Origin of the sequence: Acinetobacter sp. TY1, from assembly GCF_048551395.1 — a bacterium.
Taxonomy (GTDB): domain Bacteria; phylum Pseudomonadota; class Gammaproteobacteria; order Pseudomonadales; family Moraxellaceae; genus Acinetobacter.
On the sequence record NZ_JBLYZK010000028.1, the window covers coordinates 18553 to 38852 of the forward strand.

Below are 20300 nucleotides of genomic sequence, written 5' to 3' on the forward strand. Positions count from 1 at the left end.
CGCTGATGCGCCCATGTGCCTGTCTATTTTTCTATTACGCAGCAGGAATTGTTACAATATGGCCATATAAACCAAGTGAAGCATCAAGACCTTTAGATACATCAGACAAGGACTGACCTGAAATTTCATATTGACCTAATTCTTCATGAATTAATGGGAACGTGGTTTCAGGTGACTTTTTAGTGCGCCACAAGCGAACTGCCATGTGCTCACCATTTGCTGTATTAATGCCCTTAAAGAACAATTCATATTCTTTATTGAAATCACTTGCAATGGTTGTATGACTAACAGTGCCTGTGGTGTAGCTTGCTGTTACAGGCTCGGTAACTGCTTTGTTAAATTTGACAGTACCAAATACAGCATCAAGCGTGTATTTATCCGCATCCACGGCGGTAGATCCTGCCTTGAATGTGACTTGAGTTAAAGCATAACCATCAAGTTTGATTTCTTGACCAACTTTAACAGTGCCGAGCACCTGATCTGCAACAGTTTTACTTGCTACTTCTGACTTCATACCCGACAAAATGTACTGTAGATTTTCATCATCCACTTCTTCAAGCTGACCTTTGAAATTCACACCTGTAGTTTTTGTCAAAACCAAATCGGTTGTACGTTGACCCGATGTGCTTTCTTGGTGTTCAACTTGATCTGCCGTAATTTCAAGCTCAAATTCAGGCACGTTACCGATATAGCGCATTGCACCCGCCACACCATTTGTAATTTCAGATAAGTAGAACTTACCTTGTAATGAAATATACTTATTCGCCATCTTTTTTAACCTCTTTTGTCAATTTTGTTGGTGCAGACGGCTTCACTTCTTCAGTGATTTTCACTTCTTCAATGATTTTATCTGCTAATAACTGTTTGATCTGGGCATCACTCAGACCACCTACTGTTTCGCCTACTTTGAAGCGCCCCACAGGCTGTAATGCTTTGTGTTGATTAATCATGATTTTCCTTAAACAAAGAATTTAGACTCAAAAACAAGCGTGATATATACACACGTTGTTGAATAATCCTCTTCGACAGCAACCAAATTTAAGGGTCGAATACTCGACTTAGGTTGCCAGCCCGATAATAGTTGTAAAACTTTCATTGTGAGTTGCCCAATACGCTCCAATACGGCTGAGCCATCAAGTAACTGTGATGCAGCATGACGCTCACAAATAGTGACTTCCCACTGTTGGTTCAACATATTTACGGATGACTTTCCAGTATCATCTGTTTTGCGCACGCGGCGATAGTAAACCTGAGCATTTGGAGTTACCTGTGATAACTCTGTCACTTGTGCTGAATTGGCTGGCGTATATATCCTTTTAAAACTCGCAATTTCAGCTAATTTCTCAGAAATTTCACTGCGTACAGCAAAAAAGTTACTTTCTTCTGTCATTTATTAAATGCTCCTCAATTAATTCCAGTACTTCAAGCTCATCACTTTCAGTTAAACCAAGGAATGGGCGACGAGACATATTCACTTTGTATGCTTTACCCATAACATCTTGAGCGAAGTTTGAACGTGCTTTATTCACAAACTTATTGCCAACTAAGCCTGTGCTCTGATTTTGCTTAAAGTGCACACGGCGCATACGTGCTGCATAACGAATTTCACCACCAAAATGATGAATAGGCCCATACTCAACATTAGTACCAACCTCAACACCATTTGCAGTGACATTATGAGTAATTGAATTCATCAAGCGTGAGGTATCCCTTAATGTTGTACCGCCTTGCCGCTTCACTCGACCCGATATGCGCCATTTACCCTCTAAGCCTTCACCATTTGCCCATCTGCTGCGAATATTGCTTACAATAGAGTGACCAATAGCATCAAATAATTCAGGCTTTTGTTGATCAAAAGCAGCTAAGCGCCCAAGGGTTTGCATTAAAGCAGATTCTGCATCCGCACTAATTGTTATACCAATACCAGACATAAACACCTCACTCGATGCTTGGCATCATGCCCAAAACGGCATCACCAAATACACCGCCTCGATACGTTGTTCCGATCGGCATCGTTGTTGGCGAATTTACAGGCTTTTCTTCAGTCACCTCATTTTGAGCATTAAGAACATTTAGAACAGCCTTTCCATCAGCAACACGCTTTAGGAAATCAATTTCAGCTTTATAGCGATTTTCAATTTCTTCAGTCGGTTGTTGAAAATAAAGCCGATAACGTGCGATGTTGCACGCTATTCGCCTTAAGGTACTTGGTGTTTCGGGTAAGGGGATGTTGTAACGTACAGCAATGTAGCTATCAATTTCTTCAGAGGCATCTTGTAAAGCCTCCTCAATTGAATTAGCTACTGTTTGCATCGCCTCTAATTGCTGTATTTCCCCTTCCCCGAAACGCGCTTCCAAATCATTTTTAGTGGCGTACATAGATCACCTATTTTTCAGTTACGGGCTTTGCTGTGGTTTTCTTTTCGGTACCACTGGCTTTCTCAAGATCAGCAACCTTTACCTTCAGCTCCGCAACTTCGGCTTCCGCTTTGTCTTTTCCAGCAATAAGGATTTCCTCATTTACCTTCAGTTCTGCAACTTCGGCTTCAAGTTCAGCCAAACGTGCAACAGAATCATCCGTTTTGGGTTCCTCAGGCTCTTGATATTCTTCAATTGCACCAGATGCTAAAAGGGCTTGAAGTTGTTTAGACTCAAGCCCTTTGATTTCTTCACCTGGTCGGAAATGACCGATGGATTGTTTTGCAATGTACTTTGGCATTTATTTCCCCTTATGCAATAAAGCCTGTACCACCACACACACCATTTTTATTTGATGGTACTGCTAGTGGAGCTGATTCGGTCATTAAGAAGATGCCGCTTGGATCTTCGCTGTACCATTGACGATCAAAGTATTTTTGAACTGCGCCATTGGCTAACATATTTTTGATTTTACATTGAGCAATTGAGCCATCTGTATCAGAAATTGCACCAAAATAATCATCCGGAATAAAGCGCTTCACACCTGATGCCAAGCGGTATGTAGCATCAAATACCCACAACTCTTTATCATCAAGATGACCTTTGAATGAAGCACCTTCCTGCACATTCAGGCTTGGCTTATAAGGCACAGCAATACCCGCATAAGGCTTAACAAAACGCTCTTTAAACTCTTCATTAGCAAAAAGAGCCGCCCATACTTTGCCTGACATGATGTACAGCTTTGTACTTCCACCATTTGCATCAAGTTTGCGCTGTTCTATGGTTTCAATATCTGTTACAGGTTTAGCACCTGCCTGATTCCATGGAATAAGCGGTGTAAAGGTTAAAGATGCATCACGCTCATAATCAACCATGTTGTATTCATAGTCGTCAGATTGAAGTAAATATTTACCCTTCAATAGCAATTCAGTCGCCATCAAGAGGACAGAGTTATCAATCGCATCATGGTTACGCTTCATCACGGCGATCTGAGCAATCACCATTTTTTCTTGATCAGACAATTGCTGACCACCTGTTGAGATAATACCTGCAGTACGTAAACGCTCCATCAACGCTTCATCAAAAGCTGTTGCGGGGGTGACCATGTTTTTAGGTTTGTAATATGCAGGCTGAACAAACTCAGCTTTTGCAGCACGCTTTGTATCAAAAGGCTTACCAGGTTGATGTGGCGATACTAATGGCGCAAGATCATGTACCGTACTGATTTCAGCCATTGGCACTTCGTCACGATCAAATGATGGACGATTAGGAAACAGTTTATCAATAAGCCATGTATTCATAGGCTTATAGTTGGAGTGAATTAATGCGAGCTCACCAACATCAAGAAGTTCGAGTGGCGCGCCACTAACTGTAAAAGACTGAGGCATTGTATAAAATCCTTATACTTTTGAAAATTCAATATGGTTAAGTGTGGCTTTCGCACGCGCAGCATCATATTTACCTGTTGCCAAATACACACCTGCTAAACAGATAGCTTCGATACTAAAGACACCACCAAAATAAATTGGAAGTTCCACACCATCAGCTGCCATTTGTGTTGCTTCAACTGCGGATACATCACGACCACACACCGCAGTCCATGTTTTTTCATCGACAGCATGGTCAACCACATTTGCAGCAGATAATGTTAATAAATCCCCTGCTTTGTAAGCCTTTGCAGCTGTAACCTTGGCATTAGCACGGCGTAACTTTTCCGTATCTAGAATAAAAGGACGTGATTCACGGGTCACACTGCCTAAATAGGTTTTATTACTCATCAGTTAAACCCCATTTTTCTGTGCCGCAAATGCTTGAGCACCCGCGGTAAATTGATGTTTATCAGAACCGCCTTGACCCTGATTACCACCTTGACCACCTGTTGCTTGATGACTAAACAAATGAGCTAAATGAGGTAGTACTGTATTATTTTGCTGTTGATTTTGGTTTTCAGGTGGCTTTGTTGAGAATTGGCGAAGCTGCTTAGCTGCGAAGCCAAACATCGAGTCATCCATTTCGCTGTAAGTTTTCATATCTTCAGCACTAAAAGCTGTATTAAGCTCAGTTTGAAGCGCCGCAATATCTTCAGTACGTTTTGTTGCTTTGAACTGTTTTAGTTCAGTCTGCGCTGCATCACGTTCTTGCTCTGCTTTTTGACGAGCAGCTTTTTCCTGTTCTAATTCGGTCACGTTTGTGTCCTCTTGTTGAATTGTGTTTGGTTTGCCTGAAAAGGCTTTTATTGACGTATTTCGGTCTGCACCTGTTGAGCAAATTGTAAATTCACGAATACGGTTATTACGAAAAATTGCGATTGGTCCTGTGAATGACTGCCCATTAACATTGACCGTTTGCCCTTGTAAGACTTCTTCAATAGAACCAGGATCAATGAACATCGACATTTGAAACGGAAACTCATCATCAGAGTCTTGAATGATTTCCAGTGCTTTCGGGTTCTTTAAAAAATGGCCTGAAACATCAATACCGGCGGTTGTACTGACCTGCTTTACAACACCAATACGGTTCGCGCTGAAATGTTCTTCAAGTAGCGGCGTGGGAGTTGCAATCTCAATCCCCTCAAGATCGAAGACCACACCTGTGCGCCCCCAATACCAATGTCCATCGACTCGACCACCTGTATAAGCAATACCCGCAAAAGTTCGCCGCTTACCTTCTTCGACTTTTGGAATGTCTATAGCAGATAAGGCAAAAAGGTACTTATCCTGCTGTTCATTTTCCTTCGGCATTTTCATGCTCCAATAAAAAACCACCTAGAGGTGGTTATTTGTTTATCACTTTAAGTTCGTGTGACTTTCACGATATCAAACGCTGCTTTAATGCCTGTCTCTTTAAAGGTTTCATCACCTAGTTGAGTGCCATCCCACTTATAACCCAACCCCCAGTACCCTGAGTGGCATTTAAAGGTAAGTCGCACATAATGTTCACCGGAATAATCAACTTCATCAATTTCAATAGGATTGGTAATCAGATCAAATTCAACTAAGTCACCTTTTTTAATGCCTCTTAAAATATCTTTCATTTAGTTTTCCAATATTTTTAGTTTATAAATTAATTTGCCATCTTTAGTTTCAATAGATAACACTTCAAAAGCCAAACCAAGTTCAAATAAAACGCCCTGACCTGCATTCAGCTTTGCAAGATCAACCCCTAAGCCTTTTGCATTTTCAATCTGAATCATCACATTAGATTGTCCTGCTAATAGCAATGGTGAATCCAATGTAAGAATCTTGCCCACTTCAAGTGGTGCCACATATGACAATACAGTTGATCCTGCCACCACGGTGGATGTGTTTGCAGATATAGCTTGAATTTTTGCCATATCTTCTACGACCCAACGCTTAAGCACATCATCAGCCAAAGTAAAGGTGGGAGCATTTAGATAATTGGTAAGCATCGTGTCATTGCCTTGCACATAATCAATCAGTGTTTTAATTGCACTTGGTCTAATTGATGGATCTAACGGAATGACCGTGTTTGCAATCGTTTCGAATAGATCCCGACTTGATGCTGTCATTGGTGCCAACAGACTATTTAACTTCTTAGAGGCTGTCCATTCGGCTTTCAGTGCATCCTTTTGGCTTAATAAGTACTCTTTGTCTAAAACTGATGCATTGATCTTCTGATCTACCAAAACCTCAAGATCACCTGATTGCATTGGATGAGAACTCCAATTTAAATCCTGATCAACCCTAGGCAGTTCATCATCAGGTGTAATGCCCTTCTTAATCGCCTGTGCTTCTGTAATAGCGAGTGCAGTACACCGACAGCGAAAACCTAAAGGTGGGTAGTGAGTAAGCCAAAAGGGATCATCTATATGCTTTACGATATTGTTCAATGCCAAATGGCTTGGGCGAACCCTTGTATCTTCAATTGCTGAATACACCAAATAGGATCGATTAGACTTATTTCTCTCCTGTTGTAACCAACGCCCATGTCCGTACGCATTTTGAATATTGGTTCGAAACACATTATCCAAATAGTGTTTTGGCAAGATGATATCTGCATCAGCAACACGCTTTTGGAAATCCTCAAATGTCCCACCATTCGCTAGGGTTTTGTTGGCCGACTTAATCACACTCTCAATCTGCTCAAGACTCGATAAAAAACTCACTGTCGTCGCTGTATGGCGTGTTTTCAAGTCCATTGAATAGAACTCATCAGAAAGTACAATCTTCCTCAGACGAGCGTATTCTAAAGCCTCAAGGAATGTCACTGGTCGCATGTCTATTCCTCACTTGCTGTTGCAAATCCTAGAATTTCCGCAGCATATAGAGCCTGATCAAGATGCGCTGTGAATTGCGTACGTGTCGCATCAGGAATTAACTGTATTAAATTAAAGGCTAAATCCTCAGCAGACTTAGACGTTGATGTTAATTCCTTGATTTGATCAGTGCTAAGTAGCTGTAGATCATTCTGCCCATCCGTCAGTTCTTCGACTTCTTGCTGTGAAGCGGATAGCTTTTGGGATTGCGCTTTAAAACTAAAAGCCTGCTTAGGTAACGCGCTAAATTGAGGTGCCACCTTGGTGTCACTTACAGGTGTCACTTCAGCTACATCACCATCTTGCAAACCGTATTCGCGCTGAAAATACTGCGGTGTTAAGTTAGCACCAGCATTTTTCAACTTCACATCACGGTCAGCACGTTTCTCATCAAGTGCCTTTTCTTCACCAATAACAATACGATGACTTTTCCAATTATTAATTAAGCAAAGTGCATCAATGATTGCCTGTAGTGTGGATGTGATCATCCTCACATCTGCACCAAGTTTGTTTTTCTCAACTTCTAAATGCACATCACCCAACGCACGAGAACCCGTACCATCTGTACCACTGGTAAGTGTTCCACCTAAGATGACCTTCTGAATGCGTTTTTCTAAAGTTTTATCGAATACTTCAAATGCAGCACTACCACCATCAACCCCGGATGCTGACACCATTTCCACTTCATCGAGGCGGTCAATCGCAATCACGGCGGACGCATGAGCATCCAATAAAGCTTTTTTCATTGCTTTATTATCAATCGATTTACCTTTAAGTAAAGGATTACCAAATCTTTCAACAAACTTCGCCCAAAATTTAAAGGCTTGAGTCTTAAAAAACCAAACCCAATACAATCGACTTAATAATGCTTCACCATATGGATTTTCATAGGTGGCTTTACATTGCGTTTTGAAGAACTTAAAGGTTTGGTCAACTTCTGTATCATTGCCAATACCATCTTGACGATATAGCAATCGACCATCACTTTTAGGCTCAAACCACTGCATCGGCTTTTCACCAATCCACTCCCAACCCATATATTGAGTTGATGTATCCGTGTGAATCATTGGTACTTTAGAGTAGACCGCTTCCAATACTGAGTAACCATACCAACGAGCATTCTGTGTACCTATGGTTAGCTCGGACCACCATTTACGAATCTGCTCAGCAATAATAAGAGACTCATTGGTATCGGCTGGCTCTATGCGAAATGGTGCAGATTCAAGCTTATCCTGTCTCTTTTCAACGCATTGATAGATTTCATCATCCGATATCAAGACACGTAATTTATGGCGTTGAACACCCGCTTTACGTAACACATCATCTATATCAGGTGCTTTCCCACTCATTAAGTACGAGATCAAAGCACTTTCAGCTTCATGTGAATACAATCCACCAGCTTCAGGATTATTACTAATCACTGTTTTTTGTTTCTTAGCCATATTTAACCTGTTTCCGGTGAATTATAGTTTTGCAATACAACAGCCTCATCTATCGCATCCATCAAGGTATCGACCTGATCATCATGGTCATGTGTCATATTTGCCACAAATGCTTCACACTCTTCTAAAAATGGAGCTACCCACGGCGTACCAATAGGAAGCATGACAAATCTATTTTGAGGATCCATTTGATAGCCATTTTCAATATGTGGTTGTACGTCCATTAAATGCGTAAGTTTGTCGATATTTCGCTGAACGGGCACAACTTGGATACCGCTATATGTACCCAATGTTTGAATGAGTTGAGTGCCTGCTGCCTTATCCTCTACTTTCATGTATCGAATTGGCTTAGTTTCCCATGTATATGCCTTATGCTTATCTAGAAAGTTTTTTGCTTGCTCATTAAGCTCGGGTGCAGTCCACTTCCCTCTAAGCACATTAATAATGTAAAGCTTTCCATCCACACCAAGACCTGCCAACATAAATACAGACCAATCGTTGTGTTCTTTGGTTTTTTGGGCTGTATCAACAAAGACTGCGCGCCATTGTAGTTGTGGCAATTCTTTGTATCGACCAAACCACTCACCCTTAATCAGATCACCACCTAATTTCTTAGGGTTTTGCTGATACTGACTGCTAAACGTATACCTGGATACTGTTGCACCATCTTTATCTTTACCGCCCTTTTCGAGCTGTAAGAGTGATTTCAGGGATTCTTTCCTTGGCCAATAGCTTTGACGCCCTTGGTCATCCCGCTCCACATCTCTCGGCACGAGCTTTTGAATATTTTCAGGCAATGTTGAAATATAAGCATCATCAATCAATGCAGGTATTGAAACTTGTGTCCAATCACCAGGCACATTACCTGTCATCACAAAGTTGGTTGGGTCTTCAACGTGTAACCGTTGCATGATCATGATAATTGGCGTGTCAGACTTAGCCTTACGTGAGTTCACTGTGTTTAGAATCTTACGATTAGCCTTATCTCGCGCAGGTTTACTAAAAGCATCTTCAGGTTTTAAGGGGTCATCAAGAATAATGCATCCTGTAAACCCGTCATCTGCTAATGTACCTGCACGGCGACCTGTGACCTGCCCACCCATTGAAGCCGCATATACATGCCCCGCTTCATATCCTTCTACAGTCGTTTTCCAACTTGCTTTAGCATCTGTACTTGTTGAAATATCCGTGGACCATAAACGCTGAAAATCTTCTGACTTCACGATATTTCGCGCAGTAGCCGAGACATCCTCAACTAACGATTGAGAAAATGACAAGTACAGGAATCGAGATCTAGGGTTTAACCCAATACCACGAGCAATAAGATTGGTTGTTAATTCAGTCTTACCTGCACCCGGAGGGACGTTAATTACTAAATTGGCAATGTTGCCTATAACCACCTCATCAATCAGCCAAGCCACATAAGCATGATGCCAATTCACCATGAATTTAAAACCCATACGGGGCTTAAAGAATCTACGTGTGAAAAACAAATGCTCATCTTCACACTTGGTGCGCTCAACTTCTAATTTGGTCGGGTCAATATTCACTCTCGAGTTCATCTATCGCCCGCCTTACATCTTCTTTGGTCGCAGTCACATAAGTAACATTCTCATTTTGAATAGGCCCACCGCCTGCACCTGTTACCTCGGTTTTATTGGTGTACTTACCGCCAACATCTTCCGCAGCTTGTTTAAGAATCGCTAAGGCACCAACACGGTTTTTACTGTGCTTAATGTATTGATTTTCTAATCGTTGCAAACGTACCGATAAATTCGCAATAGGAATATTTTGTGGTTTTTCTAAGAAATCATCTCTTGTTTTATTAAACTCATCTTTGAGTTCTTGGCTTAAATCCTTACCTGCTCGCTTAGTTGGGTCGTATCGCTCACACTGCTGCCTTGAGACGTTTAAATTCTTATACTCTTCGTTGACGAACCTTGCTGTCTCTTCGGGTGTATTAAATACAGCAAGTGACCGTACAATAAAGAGTTTTACCTCTTTTCTGAGGGTTGCCATAAATATCCACCTGTCAACGTACGTCAACGTAAATAGCTAAAAAAAAGAGCCCTAAGGCTCAATTGATTACGCAGAAAAAATCAATATAAGATCATCTCTTTCAAATGTTGATGTATCTGGTGCTTCCCATACATTTACAATTTTATCCAGCTCTAACTCTGTAACCCTATCCAACAAATAGTGAGAACCAGTTGTGTTTTCCCATAACGCAAGAGCTACTTCAAATCGATCTGCTTTAATTGTAAGAGACCCAGTTGAGACCTCATCACTTTCAGCTGTAGGATTTGTGAATTCCATTTTAAATTCATGATCGTTTTGTTCATTAAATATTCTGTTTGGATCATCATAAGCTTTAACCAATAATGTAGCCTGCTTTAGAAAGCTCTCTCTTTCTTCCTTATATAGCATTGGACCAACAGCTACTATATCTTGAGGAGACGTAATATATTTTGTAATAGTCCACTCAAGCGCTTTTTCTGAATCACCAGCAAATTTATTTACATTCCGTTTTACATATTCTTCAATTATATAAAACATATATACGCAATAAACACTTCCGTCCTTGTTTCTAACAAAGTGCTGCTTCTTAAAGCGCGGATAGTTAAATTGAGCCTCTAATTTATTCATTATTTATGATCCATTAAGTTCCTATATTTTCATAATAAAGAATAACCTACAAATATAATAAAGAGTAATACTTCATTATTTTCAGCAAAAGAATCTAGAAGCTCAATTAATCACACAATTCCCACAACAAGCGGAGATACTTGTTTCTGATACAAACGGCGCATTCTTCGCAATTTCAATAAGCCGTTTGACTGATTCATCTGCGCCCCATCGTTTTGTCTCACCGAAGAACACTTCCACATCATGACCAGCTAAATAATGTTTTGGTAAGCCAGTGTGATCGCTGTAGAGGATTTCACCATCTGCATCACGTTCAACGCCGATGTGATAAAGCTCATGCTCGATGAGTCTGCAAAATTCACGGTCAGTCGTATTCTCACAGTAACTTGCATCAACAGTAATGAGATAGACAGGTACAAATCCAAACCAATCGCGCATCTGTTGTTCCTGACGCGCCTTTTTCCACCCACCTTGGTTGAACATCACCTTTTCACATTGACCGAGTACCATACGCTTTTTAGCCATAGCAGCAGATGATGCCCAAGCGAATGCAAGAAAGGTTTCGTCATCGTGAATTAGCTCAGCAATATGATCATGGTCAGGGTTATGAAGTTCACCGCCAATGGTTAGCCAATTCTTAACCACCCATTCCTTTAGATCCACGGCGGGCGCAAGGCGTATTGTTTCTTCTGCCTCAGCTTGGTCAATCAAGTCTGTCGGTGGGAATGGTCTGATCTGTTCCATATTTCATCCAATAAAAAACCCACCATTAGGTGGGTCATCTTTACTTCTCACTAAAGATATTTCTGTTTTAAAACATCTAAATCATCTAAAAGTTTTTTGCCTAATAATAAACTTGCTTGAGTGCTGACATGGGTTTGCTTGTCTTTAGGATTAAACTGATAATCGGCAAAATGACGTTCTTCTTTTAGCACTTTCAATTCTCGACTAAAACGACTGAGTGTTAAATCCATATTTTTACGTTGAAGTACTAATAAGCAGTTGGTATATTTTTCATGAGAATTACCCTCAACTTCTTTTATTTCAGCAGAAAAACGCTGGTCTATCCAATCTCGTGTAGCTAAATACACTGCATAATATACACGCCCAACCACAGTGCGATTAGTTGCTTCATCTTTTTCAGTATTTACATCATGTAAATTTTTAGCAACAGTATAAAAGTCTTGAGTATCCATTTAAGCAACAAACTCACTTTCTTTTATTAAAAAAGTGCTGTGTTTGACATAGATCACCACTTTATCTATTTGCTGTCTCTCTTCTTCATTAGCTTCTGCATACCATTCCATAATTCTATCTTGTAAATGGCTGTTAAAATCAAATAATTCTTGAGCATTATCAATGGCTGTATGTACGGTTATGATTAAATCCTGAGCTTCGTAATTAAAGAAAGATTGAGTTTTACCATTATATTGTGCATAAAACTCTTGATAAAATAATGCCATGAGTTTTCTATAAACAGGTAAAGAAATACCCAATTGCTGAGTTTGGTGTATTCTTTCGTACACGCTGTATTTATCAAACTCACTTAATTTTAAATCCAATTGAGCATCACCATATGAATCTGCAACAAGATAGGTGGATACCATATGTTCTAGTAGAGCATCCAATTCTTGAGTATTCTCAAATTTTTGTTTCAATGCCAATCGGTAGGTTGCAATAAAAGCATCGATATCTGCTGTCTCAATATAAAGCTTTAATAACTTTTCCCACGCAATATAAGATTGATTATTCGTCAATTTCAACACATTTTTTAAAATATCAACCGCTATATCATAATGATTATAGTAAGCTTCTACACTCGATTGATCACATTGTGCTTGTATAGGGTCATCTACTGCTAAGCTTCTAACAATATGAATTAATTTTCTTTTATTAAACTCTTCATTTTTTAGATTTTTTTTCCCGCCTTTCCCTATCACATTATATAGATACTTAATATCAGGTGCTGGGTTTGCATGGCTCATGGGATATACCCTAAATGTGAAAAACACTATTAATGATTAATATACCGTATTTTAGGTACCAAATACAATTTACTAAAAACCACCCAAAAATTCACACTTCAAAACAACCAAATTAATTAAAAACACATTTTTTCAAACTTCTAAGCCACTGTCTTCTAATCTCTCTAACTGACTTTGAATCCAATTAATTACATAACCTGATTCAATTTGATGAGGCTCAAAACGTACAAATGTGTAGCCCATATCTTCAGCCAAATCATATTTATTAAAGGCATTTGCTATCTTCTTACCACCACGACCAACAGCCCAAGGACTACCTGCTATTTCAATAAGAAGTCTTAACTTCACAATATAAAAATCAAACCGCCAATTCTTGGTTGATTCAAATTGAAACTTGCGTTCATAGCCAATCAGGTGTTCTTCTAATTCTTGAAATAAGGTTTCTTCTGCTTCTAAATATTTTTCTTTTGCCTTAGGCAATGGCTTAGTTCTTGGCTTTGTTTTGAGTGGGCGTTTCTTGGTTTTCCAAAAATAGCTGTCAGCATCCATATATTTCACCCATTAAAAAACCACCCGAAGGTGGTTGCAATAAATTTTCTTATTCCGGTACACAAAAACTCAACCAATCCCTTTTAAGTTCTTCTAAATCTTTAGTATTTAATTCTGTAGATGTGTATAGGTAATAAGTAATATTTGAATTTTTAATTATATTGCGGTAATACACGAGATGGGAGACGTTGATGGTTTCTGGTGTATACCAATTCGGCCAAATTCTTTCATCGAACTGATATTCACCATACTTATCTTTATCGGCAATCCAAATACTCATATTACAAAATCCTTAATTATTAAAACCAAATGCATGATATACCAATAATTACAATACTCGATCACATTAAAAATATAATTTTGGACTTAATTAAATCACGTATTTAGCATATTCCTTAGATTCTTCGACCATTTTTTTAATTGCTTAATCTTCTTGCCAACAAGCATCATATCATTACGTGACATCAATCCACGTGACAATGCCTGCCATTTGGTGATTTAGATTCCGTATCTTTCAATGTTCCATTTTGCTTTGACTATACCCATATTCACCACCTATAAGAAAAGAAAACCCCATCAACATCTAGAATGCGACGGGGCTTTATGTGCCGTAATACGTTCGGCAAGTTAGTTTATCTCTTTAACTTTCAGACAATCCCGGCAAACTTTTAATTCACCATCCTTACAATGATAAATTTCAGTCACACCGTGAAAGCCCAATAAACACATTAAAAACTGAATCATATTTTTGCCCTCAACGATATGGTTTTAATTTGGTGTAATTCCACCTAATAAGGGGTGGTGATCAAAACTAGAATACTCCCACCTAAACAACTGTTTTATATAAAATCATGGGTGGTGACTAAATCACATAATTAGGCTGATCTATGTAAAACATATAGCAGGGTAAATGTATGTTTAAAGGTTTAAAATAGGAGGCATTGTCGGTGCCATTAAGCTCGATAATTCCAAACTCGAACAGCCTGATTAACCACATCACGCTCAACTTCAATATCTAAATCTTGTTTCTGATTATAAAGATCAGAACCATATTCAGCATCAAAATCAGAATCAGGTGACTTAGCGCCACACTCGTGACAACAAGCCTGCGCAGTCCAAGTATTTAAATGTTCGTGCTCAAATTTGGTTGTATCAACACAAATAGAATCAGATCCACACCAAGGGCATGCATGAAACACTACATCAGGTCGCATATTCTTATCTTGCGTTGCATGCCAACGATTACCCATGACTCACTCCGATAATTGTAGTTTTATAAAATTCAGACATTAAAAAAGCCCTACATTTCTGTGGGGCTTCCCCCTTATTCATTTGCGCTGATTAAGGATTATTGTTTTGCTATTTTTTTAAAATAACCCTTAAATTTTTACTAAACAATGTGACTCAAGTCAAACTTATTTACTAAAAGTCGCCTTTTCGATGAGCAAAAAAATACCCGCTATTGAGAACGGGCTTGGAAACTTTAAACTGTGTGGTCAAACCGCAATACGACCAGTATAAGGAAACTATACCTGTTATTTCGCTAGAATGAAATACCTAGGCTTTCAATTCAATAAAAGTATTTTGCTTGTACTTCTCAACAGCTTTTGAAGCACAGTCGATTGACGATTCCAAAGCCAAGGACATGAGGTTTTCGTACTTCTTCCACGATACACGGTAAGCATCTTCACTCATGTGTGATTCAAGCCCCATGTAGCACAAGCGACCATACGCAGTAAATTTACGCTCCATCTCTGGAAAGAATGAAAATATCATTACAGCCCAAGCAACCTTACTTGCCATCACATCCAAAGCTATTGTTTTTGGATCTTTCTTACCATCAGACTCAGCATTCACAATCATGATTCGCGCAAGATGGTTCTGAATAAACTCAAAGTCACCTTTCGATTGCTCACCCCAAACAATCACACTCGTCACCGACTTCTCCAACTGCGTATCCATGCTTGCAATAGCACCAAGTCTGTCCTGATAATCCAATGGCTTTGCTCCTGTACTATGTCCTTCATCACCGAATTGAGGCGACTTTGCTGTAATGCCTTTCGTCAACCACTCGAATTGTTCAAATTTTTCCGCTACTGCATTCATCCTAATCCCCTTAAATCTTAACCAAGTCTAAAATTGTCATCGTTCCCCAATGCACGGCGCCTGTATCGATGTAATAACAGTTATCGCGCTTAAAAGGCTTTGTTGTAACGGTATGCCCCATGATTACTGCATCTACGCCCGAAACATGGGTGTAATGAAGATTATCTGTATCAAACCGATCTCGTCCCCACATAGCTAATTCTGTAGGAAAGCGCTTATGCTCAATGATGTGTTTGGCTTGATCAAAATTACTTAAATCACTCTTAAACTCTTGCCAATCGTTTTGCTCAATATGGCCATGAACAAATCCGTACTTTTTACCGTTGTGATTCACTTCTAATGCAATCGGCAAGGTTTTTAATTTTTTTATAATTTCTTGTTGAGCTTGATAATCAAGACCATAAAACCACTCACCACCATTTTGAATATGGCAATTGTAGTAAGATTTATTAATAGCCCCCATGATGACTAAATCCTCGTGATTTCCTTTCACGGATGCAAACCACGGTTGATCAAGTAACGCGATGCATTCTTGGTTTTGAATACCTCGATCCACCAAGTCGCCCACAGCCACCAACAGATCATTCTTAAAATCAAATCCAATGACATTCAAACGACTCATAAGCAGGTTGTAACAGCCGTGAATATCGCCAACAGCATAAAGCTTGCCTTTGATTTCTTTATCCCAAACTTTGACCAACCCCATCCCATCACCTCAAACTTCGCTAATATCTATGTCGTGAACCGACTTCATCAAATGCTTCTTATTTCTAAAACTAGCCAATTTCCTTGTTACTGCCGACTTCACATCCTCAACAATCAACTTCCCATTACACAGGTATGTGAAATCTGCAAAATACCTCAATGCAGGCTTAGCCCTCTTTTCACCTGCAATTTTTACCTTTGGTGCCAATTCAAATTTAACCTGACACTTAAGCTCTGAAATCTCACCTCTCTGCATTTGCGCTGTAAGCTCGATATAGCGGTTGTATTCCTTGACGCTGTCAAACTTCATTCCATCCTTTTCAATCTTGGTTGCATTGAATTTATTGCGTTTAGAGGCAGTCTTACGACCACCGCCAAATTGAGCGTGATATTCAGCAAGTGAAATACTGCTCATGTATCACTTCCCTTAGCTAAGTCTTGAAATAGATTTTTTGCATGTTCAGTCAGATTAAATCCCTGTGGTATTTCTCCATCCTTAGCGACCAATCCCCAATTTGCTAAGCCGTTCAAATAACGCTGTAAGCTTCGTTTTGAAATCCCCATGTTCGGTTGAATATCTTCGTGGATTTGATTTATTGAAACGCGTCCTTTGGTTTTCGCCATAGATCTGAAGATCATCAGGTTTAGGTAAGTTCTGTCTGCATTGGTCATGCTGCCACCCCTTCCAAAGTTCCGTTGTATCCAACCTGTTTCAAATACGATTCCCATTTTTTCGCTTGAACAGGATTTTCAAGTTTCACCGCAATTCGTGCTGCAAGTTTTTCGTAAGACTCCCCTGGTTCAGAGAACTTGCCTGAGAACTCAGGATGGTGAGCAAGTTTCAATGCGAAAGCGTGAATCTGTTTTTCAGAAAGCTGTTGAGATTTAGATCCTGTACCTGCAGGTTTTCCAGAAGTTGAATTTTGATTGTTCGAGTACTTGGTTCGGTAAGCGTTGATCAGCCAATCCGTGAAGTGATAAATCATCAGATCATCGCTCATGGTTTTTTCAGCGTTGTAATTTTCAAAGGCACGTACTTCGCGTTCAAGCCATGTTGAATTCAAGATGGATTCAAAATCGATTCCGTCATCGGTCAAATTAATTTCTTCACGAAGTTTTTTAGAACAAAACCATGTTTTTTTATTTTTAGATTCTAATGATAGATTCTTTGAAAGATTCCGTGTCCCAACGTTGGGACTGTTTAACGGAATTGTTGGGACTCTTTCATGGAATTGTTGGGACTGTTCCGTTGTTGGAACTGTTCCACTGTTGGGACTGTTTAAATCATCATTTTCGGCATCAAACAGTACCGTTATTGGGACTGTTTCTCGCCCATTTACACCCATTAATTTGTAAACTTTGACCTGTTTTGTACGTCCTTTTCGCTCACCTGTATCCATAATTAAGCCATCTTCAATCAGCTCATCGATAATTTTTAAGACTGTTTTACGATCCATATCGGTATCTTCAACCAATCTTGCAACACTCGGATAGGCACAATGATCCTCACTTGCACGGTCGGCAAGTGAGAGCAAAACGAGCTTTTTAAGGGGTTTTAGACTGCCACCTTTCTTCTGCTTCTGGCGAACTTTCCAAGCCCAAATAGTTGCATCTAAACTCATGACACCTCCGCTAAAGCTTGTTCAGCTTCAGTTAAACGGCGTTTGGCATTAAGCTCAGTAATTGATGCACCACGTACAAACTTTTTATTTAAAGTCAAAATACCAATACCGATATAAACATTGACCGTGTTTTCATAAACTTCTGTAATTTGATAGATTTCGTTGAAGTTCATCATTGCTTGATCAATTACAACTGCATCACCAATTAGAAAATCGCAGTCGTTGTAAGGTGTTGCTTCTTGTGCTAAATTTGATTTCATTCATGGGTTCCTAAATTTGTGAATAACTAAAAGCCTGATTCTCTAGATCAGGCTTTTTCTTTGTCTGAATTAATGTGAATCCCTTCTGATCCCTCTGAATCCCAAACCTCACTACTTAAATCCCTGATTAACCCTGTTAATCCCAAGCGCTCAAAAGATTTAGCCTGTAAATTAAGTACATGCCACTCACCTACGATTTCTTTTTCAAGAAGATATGCGAGGTATTGAGCCAAATCTTTACCTTTGAGTATTGCGAGAGTTTTTGCTCGTTCATGAATTTCAGGAGACAACCGAACATGTGTAGATTTTTTATCAAGACTCATATTTATTCCTATGCCGATAGCGCTTGTAAATTTGCCTTTACTGCGCCTTTTGTCTTCAATTCAATTAAGGCTTGGGTCTCAAGAGCAATTCCTTTACTACGCCATTTACTCACAGCCCCCTTTGTATATCCGAGCTTTAAGGCCACTTCAGTATCTGTTTTCACCTTGTAGTGAATTCTTAAATCATCAACAGTCATTGTTTACCTTAATAAACTAATAGTTTCCACTAGTAAACCATAAGTTTATTCAAGAATCAATATCCATGTTTACTATAGGAAACAATAAGGGAGAGTTTCTACATGGCCACAATTAGCGACCGCATAATTCAGAGAATGAAGGAATTAAACCTTCGACAGGTTGATATTGTTGAGGCTACTCATGCCACCAAAGGTGCAGTATCTAAATGGGTTGCAGGTACAAATACCCCTAAAGCTGAATTTCTACCACCATTAGCGTCAGCTCTCAAGGTTTCACAAAATTGGTTACTGACAGGTATTGTAGATACAGATCAAAATTTTCAATCGATAGATGTATGGGATAAAAATACACCATTAGAAAATGATGAAGTTGAAATCCCATTCTTTAAGGATTTCTCTTTTGCTTGTGGTTCGGGATCAATTAACGAACATATTGCCAATGAAAAACGTAAATTACGCATATCTAAAGCAACTCTAAGAAACTTATCTATCAGTAAGGATAATGCTGTAGCCGCTGTAGCTTCAGGTGACTCAATGTCACCAACCATTCAAGATGGAGATACGATTCATATAGATTTAGGTCGTAAAGAAATCAAGGATGGTCGTATTTTCGTAATTTGTATTGGTGGTCTTCATTTCGCCAAACGCTTATATAATCTGCCTTTAGGCGGTGTTCGTATTGTTTCAGATAATGCTGATGAATATCCTGAAATTATTTTGACTGTTGATGAGCGTTTAAAGCAAGATTTTCAGATTTACGGTTGGGTTTGGCAAATTGCGCGAATTGAAAAATGGTAGTTTATAAAACAACCAGCACTTATCTACAAGTCATTAAATAATTTAATAAATTTAGTTAAAATAGGGTTTTACAATGGAATACATAAGCGAAATTATCTGTGCCATTTTAGGTTTTTTAGCCGGAATTACAGTAACGATACATTATCAAAAAAAGAATAAATCATATGAGGTTAAACAAAATAAAAATAAAGCAAAAAAAATTGTAGGTCGTGACGACAATAGTAGGAATTAAGATATGTTTTCACAATCAGTCAGTCAGGACAAAAATTCTGCTGATAAAGTTATAGGTCGTGATGACAATAGTGTCAATAATACTTATCTTACTAGTACCCAACAAGCTATAAGCGCAATAGCTGATATGTATCTACGTATTCTTGATAACTCGGACCAACATATCAATGATGATACATACGAAGATGTAAAAGAATCTCTATTTAGATATAGAAGTCCTAAATCAGATATTAAAGATTTATCCACAAAGTTAAAGGAAGCCGATCGCGCAGAGCTTATAGAAGATGCTTTAGAGCTAAAAGAATCAACTATTAAATTAATGACTAGGTATGAAGCATCAAATTCTGGTCAGTTTATTTTAGTACATATTCTCTCAACAATAGCTAGCAAGCATAAAGCATTTGTAGTACCTGCTATTAAGGGTAACTTATCCCGCACAGAGGTCGATGCAATAATCGACACACAGGTAATTGGAAATGCCTTGGAAATATTAAATGGTACAAATCGATCAATTACGAGTGAAAAAATGTACGGTTTAATGTATTATTTAGCAGGTAATTGTCATATAAAGTGGACCATTTAAAATGTTAATTTATAGTCCCGCATTTGATGTTTCACACTGTATATTTCGAATTTTTTATATTTTGAGTTTATTAGATCGGAACGGCTTTGTTGCACAAACCTAGCCTATAAGGTTTATTCAGTCCTATAATTTCAAAATGAATAAACCTACTCCTAAAAC

The 20300-nt window shown here is 39.0% G+C and carries 33 protein-coding genes; 4 read left to right on the forward strand and 29 right to left on the reverse strand.

Features of this window, described 5'->3' with window-relative positions:
- Window positions 1-34: 34 nt before the first annotated feature.
- The 29 genes from ACK2M2_RS13525 to ACK2M2_RS13665 all read right to left on the reverse strand — a co-directional run bounded on the left by ACK2M2_RS13525 (window position 35) and on the right by ACK2M2_RS13665 (window position 18529).
- Window positions 35-769, reverse strand: coding sequence for a hypothetical protein (locus ACK2M2_RS13525; RefSeq protein WP_419349302.1), 735 nt, complete (start codon window positions 767-769; stop codon window positions 35-37).
- The gene (locus ACK2M2_RS13530; protein ID WP_419349304.1) at window positions 759-950 is read right to left on the reverse strand and encodes a hypothetical protein; all 192 of its coding nucleotides are present in this window, start codon (window positions 948-950) and stop codon (window positions 759-761) included. Before ACK2M2_RS13530 ends, ACK2M2_RS13525 begins: the two co-directional genes overlap by 11 nt.
- Before the next feature lie 8 nt (window positions 951-958).
- Window positions 959-1390 (reverse strand): phage tail terminator protein, encoded by a 432-nt coding sequence (locus tag ACK2M2_RS13535; protein ID WP_409511809.1) that lies wholly within the window; start codon window positions 1388-1390, stop codon window positions 959-961.
- On the reverse strand, window positions 1374-1931 hold the full coding sequence (locus tag ACK2M2_RS13540) for a phage virion morphogenesis protein (RefSeq protein WP_419349305.1): 558 nt from the start codon (window positions 1929-1931) through the stop codon (window positions 1374-1376). The genes ACK2M2_RS13535 and ACK2M2_RS13540 overlap by 17 nt, the downstream gene beginning before the upstream one ends.
- Before the next feature lie 7 nt (window positions 1932-1938).
- Complete coding sequence (locus ACK2M2_RS13545; protein ID WP_409511811.1) at window positions 1939-2379, reverse strand: gp436 family protein; 441 nt, start codon at window positions 2377-2379, stop codon at window positions 1939-1941.
- Between the two features lie 7 nt (window positions 2380-2386).
- Window positions 2387-2719, reverse strand: coding sequence for a hypothetical protein (locus ACK2M2_RS13550; RefSeq protein ID WP_419349307.1), 333 nt, complete (start codon window positions 2717-2719; stop codon window positions 2387-2389).
- Window positions 2720-2729: 10 nt separating this feature from the next.
- Window positions 2730-3806, reverse strand: coding sequence for a major capsid protein (locus ACK2M2_RS13555; protein ID WP_419349309.1), 1077 nt, complete (start codon window positions 3804-3806; stop codon window positions 2730-2732).
- A gap of 12 nt (window positions 3807-3818) precedes the next feature.
- A complete protein-coding gene (locus ACK2M2_RS13560; protein WP_419349311.1) occupies window positions 3819-4196 on the reverse strand; it encodes a hypothetical protein in 378 nt (125 codons plus the stop codon).
- Between the two features lie 3 nt (window positions 4197-4199).
- Entirely contained in the window at window positions 4200-5159 is a 960-nt protein-coding gene (locus tag ACK2M2_RS13565) for a hypothetical protein (protein WP_419349313.1), read from the reverse strand.
- A gap of 50 nt (window positions 5160-5209) precedes the next feature.
- The gene (locus tag ACK2M2_RS13570) at window positions 5210-5452 is read right to left on the reverse strand and encodes a hypothetical protein (protein WP_419349315.1); all 243 of its coding nucleotides are present in this window, start codon (window positions 5450-5452) and stop codon (window positions 5210-5212) included.
- Entirely contained in the window at window positions 5453-6655 is a 1203-nt protein-coding gene (locus tag ACK2M2_RS13575; RefSeq protein ID WP_419349317.1) for a phage minor head protein, read from the reverse strand. It lies immediately after the preceding gene.
- A gap of 2 nt (window positions 6656-6657) precedes the next feature.
- Entirely contained in the window at window positions 6658-8136 is a 1479-nt protein-coding gene (locus ACK2M2_RS13580) for a phage portal protein family protein (protein ID WP_419349319.1), read from the reverse strand.
- 2 nt (window positions 8137-8138) lie between these two features.
- A complete protein-coding gene (terL, locus tag ACK2M2_RS13585) occupies window positions 8139-9698 on the reverse strand; it encodes a phage terminase large subunit (RefSeq protein WP_419349321.1) in 1560 nt (519 codons plus the stop codon).
- Complete coding sequence (locus ACK2M2_RS13590; RefSeq protein ID WP_419349323.1) at window positions 9676-10155, reverse strand: DUF2280 domain-containing protein; 480 nt, start codon at window positions 10153-10155, stop codon at window positions 9676-9678. Before ACK2M2_RS13590 ends, terL begins: the two co-directional genes overlap by 23 nt.
- A 66-nt stretch (window positions 10156-10221) precedes the next feature.
- Window positions 10222-10782 carry a hypothetical protein gene (locus ACK2M2_RS13595; RefSeq protein ID WP_419349325.1) on the reverse strand — a complete coding sequence of 187 codons (561 nt, stop codon included), beginning with the start codon at window positions 10780-10782 and terminating at the stop codon, window positions 10222-10224.
- 102 nt (window positions 10783-10884) lie between these two features.
- Window positions 10885-11526, reverse strand: coding sequence for a putative metallopeptidase (locus tag ACK2M2_RS13600; protein WP_419349327.1), 642 nt, complete (start codon window positions 11524-11526; stop codon window positions 10885-10887).
- A gap of 50 nt (window positions 11527-11576) precedes the next feature.
- The gene (locus tag ACK2M2_RS13605; RefSeq protein WP_409511822.1) at window positions 11577-11978 is read right to left on the reverse strand and encodes a hypothetical protein; all 402 of its coding nucleotides are present in this window, start codon (window positions 11976-11978) and stop codon (window positions 11577-11579) included.
- Entirely contained in the window at window positions 11979-12767 is a 789-nt protein-coding gene (locus ACK2M2_RS13610) for a hypothetical protein (protein WP_409511823.1), read from the reverse strand.
- A gap of 132 nt (window positions 12768-12899) precedes the next feature.
- Window positions 12900-13316 (reverse strand): DUF559 domain-containing protein, encoded by a 417-nt coding sequence (locus tag ACK2M2_RS13615; RefSeq protein ID WP_419349329.1) that lies wholly within the window; start codon window positions 13314-13316, stop codon window positions 12900-12902.
- Between the two features lie 49 nt (window positions 13317-13365).
- Window positions 13366-13596, reverse strand: a complete 231-nt coding sequence (locus ACK2M2_RS13620) for a hypothetical protein (RefSeq protein ID WP_409511825.1) — start codon at window positions 13594-13596, stop codon at window positions 13366-13368.
- A gap of 673 nt (window positions 13597-14269) precedes the next feature.
- Window positions 14270-14566, reverse strand: coding sequence for a hypothetical protein (locus ACK2M2_RS13625; RefSeq protein WP_419349332.1), 297 nt, complete (start codon window positions 14564-14566; stop codon window positions 14270-14272).
- A gap of 307 nt (window positions 14567-14873) precedes the next feature.
- Window positions 14874-15422 (reverse strand): hypothetical protein, encoded by a 549-nt coding sequence (locus ACK2M2_RS13630; protein WP_419349334.1) that lies wholly within the window; start codon window positions 15420-15422, stop codon window positions 14874-14876.
- A 10-nt stretch (window positions 15423-15432) separates the two neighbouring features.
- Window positions 15433-16128, reverse strand: a complete 696-nt coding sequence (locus ACK2M2_RS13635; RefSeq protein WP_419349336.1) for a metallophosphoesterase — start codon at window positions 16126-16128, stop codon at window positions 15433-15435.
- A 9-nt stretch (window positions 16129-16137) separates the two neighbouring features.
- Window positions 16138-16542, reverse strand: coding sequence for a DUF1064 domain-containing protein (locus ACK2M2_RS13640; RefSeq protein ID WP_419349338.1), 405 nt, complete (start codon window positions 16540-16542; stop codon window positions 16138-16140).
- Window positions 16539-16799 (reverse strand): hypothetical protein, encoded by a 261-nt coding sequence (locus tag ACK2M2_RS13645; protein ID WP_419349340.1) that lies wholly within the window; start codon window positions 16797-16799, stop codon window positions 16539-16541. Before ACK2M2_RS13645 ends, ACK2M2_RS13640 begins: the two co-directional genes overlap by 4 nt.
- A complete protein-coding gene (locus ACK2M2_RS13650) occupies window positions 16796-17749 on the reverse strand; it encodes a helix-turn-helix domain-containing protein (RefSeq protein WP_419349342.1) in 954 nt (317 codons plus the stop codon). Before ACK2M2_RS13650 ends, ACK2M2_RS13645 begins: the two co-directional genes overlap by 4 nt.
- Window positions 17746-18009, reverse strand: a complete 264-nt coding sequence (locus ACK2M2_RS13655) for a hypothetical protein (RefSeq protein ID WP_419349344.1) — start codon at window positions 18007-18009, stop codon at window positions 17746-17748. The genes ACK2M2_RS13650 and ACK2M2_RS13655 overlap by 4 nt, the downstream gene beginning before the upstream one ends.
- Window positions 18010-18056: 47 nt before the next feature.
- Window positions 18057-18332, reverse strand: a complete 276-nt coding sequence (locus ACK2M2_RS13660; RefSeq protein ID WP_419349346.1) for a hypothetical protein — start codon at window positions 18330-18332, stop codon at window positions 18057-18059.
- A gap of 8 nt (window positions 18333-18340) precedes the next feature.
- Window positions 18341-18529, reverse strand: a complete 189-nt coding sequence (locus tag ACK2M2_RS13665) for a hypothetical protein (protein ID WP_419349347.1) — start codon at window positions 18527-18529, stop codon at window positions 18341-18343.
- Between the two features lie 102 nt (window positions 18530-18631).
- Between ACK2M2_RS13665 and ACK2M2_RS13670 the strand changes: the two genes are divergently transcribed.
- From ACK2M2_RS13670 to ACK2M2_RS13685, 4 genes are all read left to right on the forward strand, one after another.
- A complete protein-coding gene (locus tag ACK2M2_RS13670) occupies window positions 18632-19327 on the forward strand; it encodes a S24 family peptidase (RefSeq protein ID WP_419349349.1) in 696 nt (231 codons plus the stop codon).
- A gap of 73 nt (window positions 19328-19400) precedes the next feature.
- Entirely contained in the window at window positions 19401-19559 is a 159-nt protein-coding gene (locus tag ACK2M2_RS13675; RefSeq protein WP_419349351.1) for a hypothetical protein, read from the forward strand.
- 3 nt (window positions 19560-19562) lie between these two features.
- Window positions 19563-20141 carry an ABC-three component system protein gene (locus ACK2M2_RS13680; protein WP_419349352.1) on the forward strand — a complete coding sequence of 193 codons (579 nt, stop codon included), beginning with the start codon at window positions 19563-19565 and terminating at the stop codon, window positions 20139-20141.
- 1 nt (window position 20142) lies between these two features.
- Entirely contained in the window at window positions 20143-20244 is a 102-nt protein-coding gene (locus ACK2M2_RS13685) for an ABC-three component system middle component 5 (RefSeq protein ID WP_419349354.1), read from the forward strand.
- Window positions 20245-20300 lie beyond the last annotated feature (56 nt).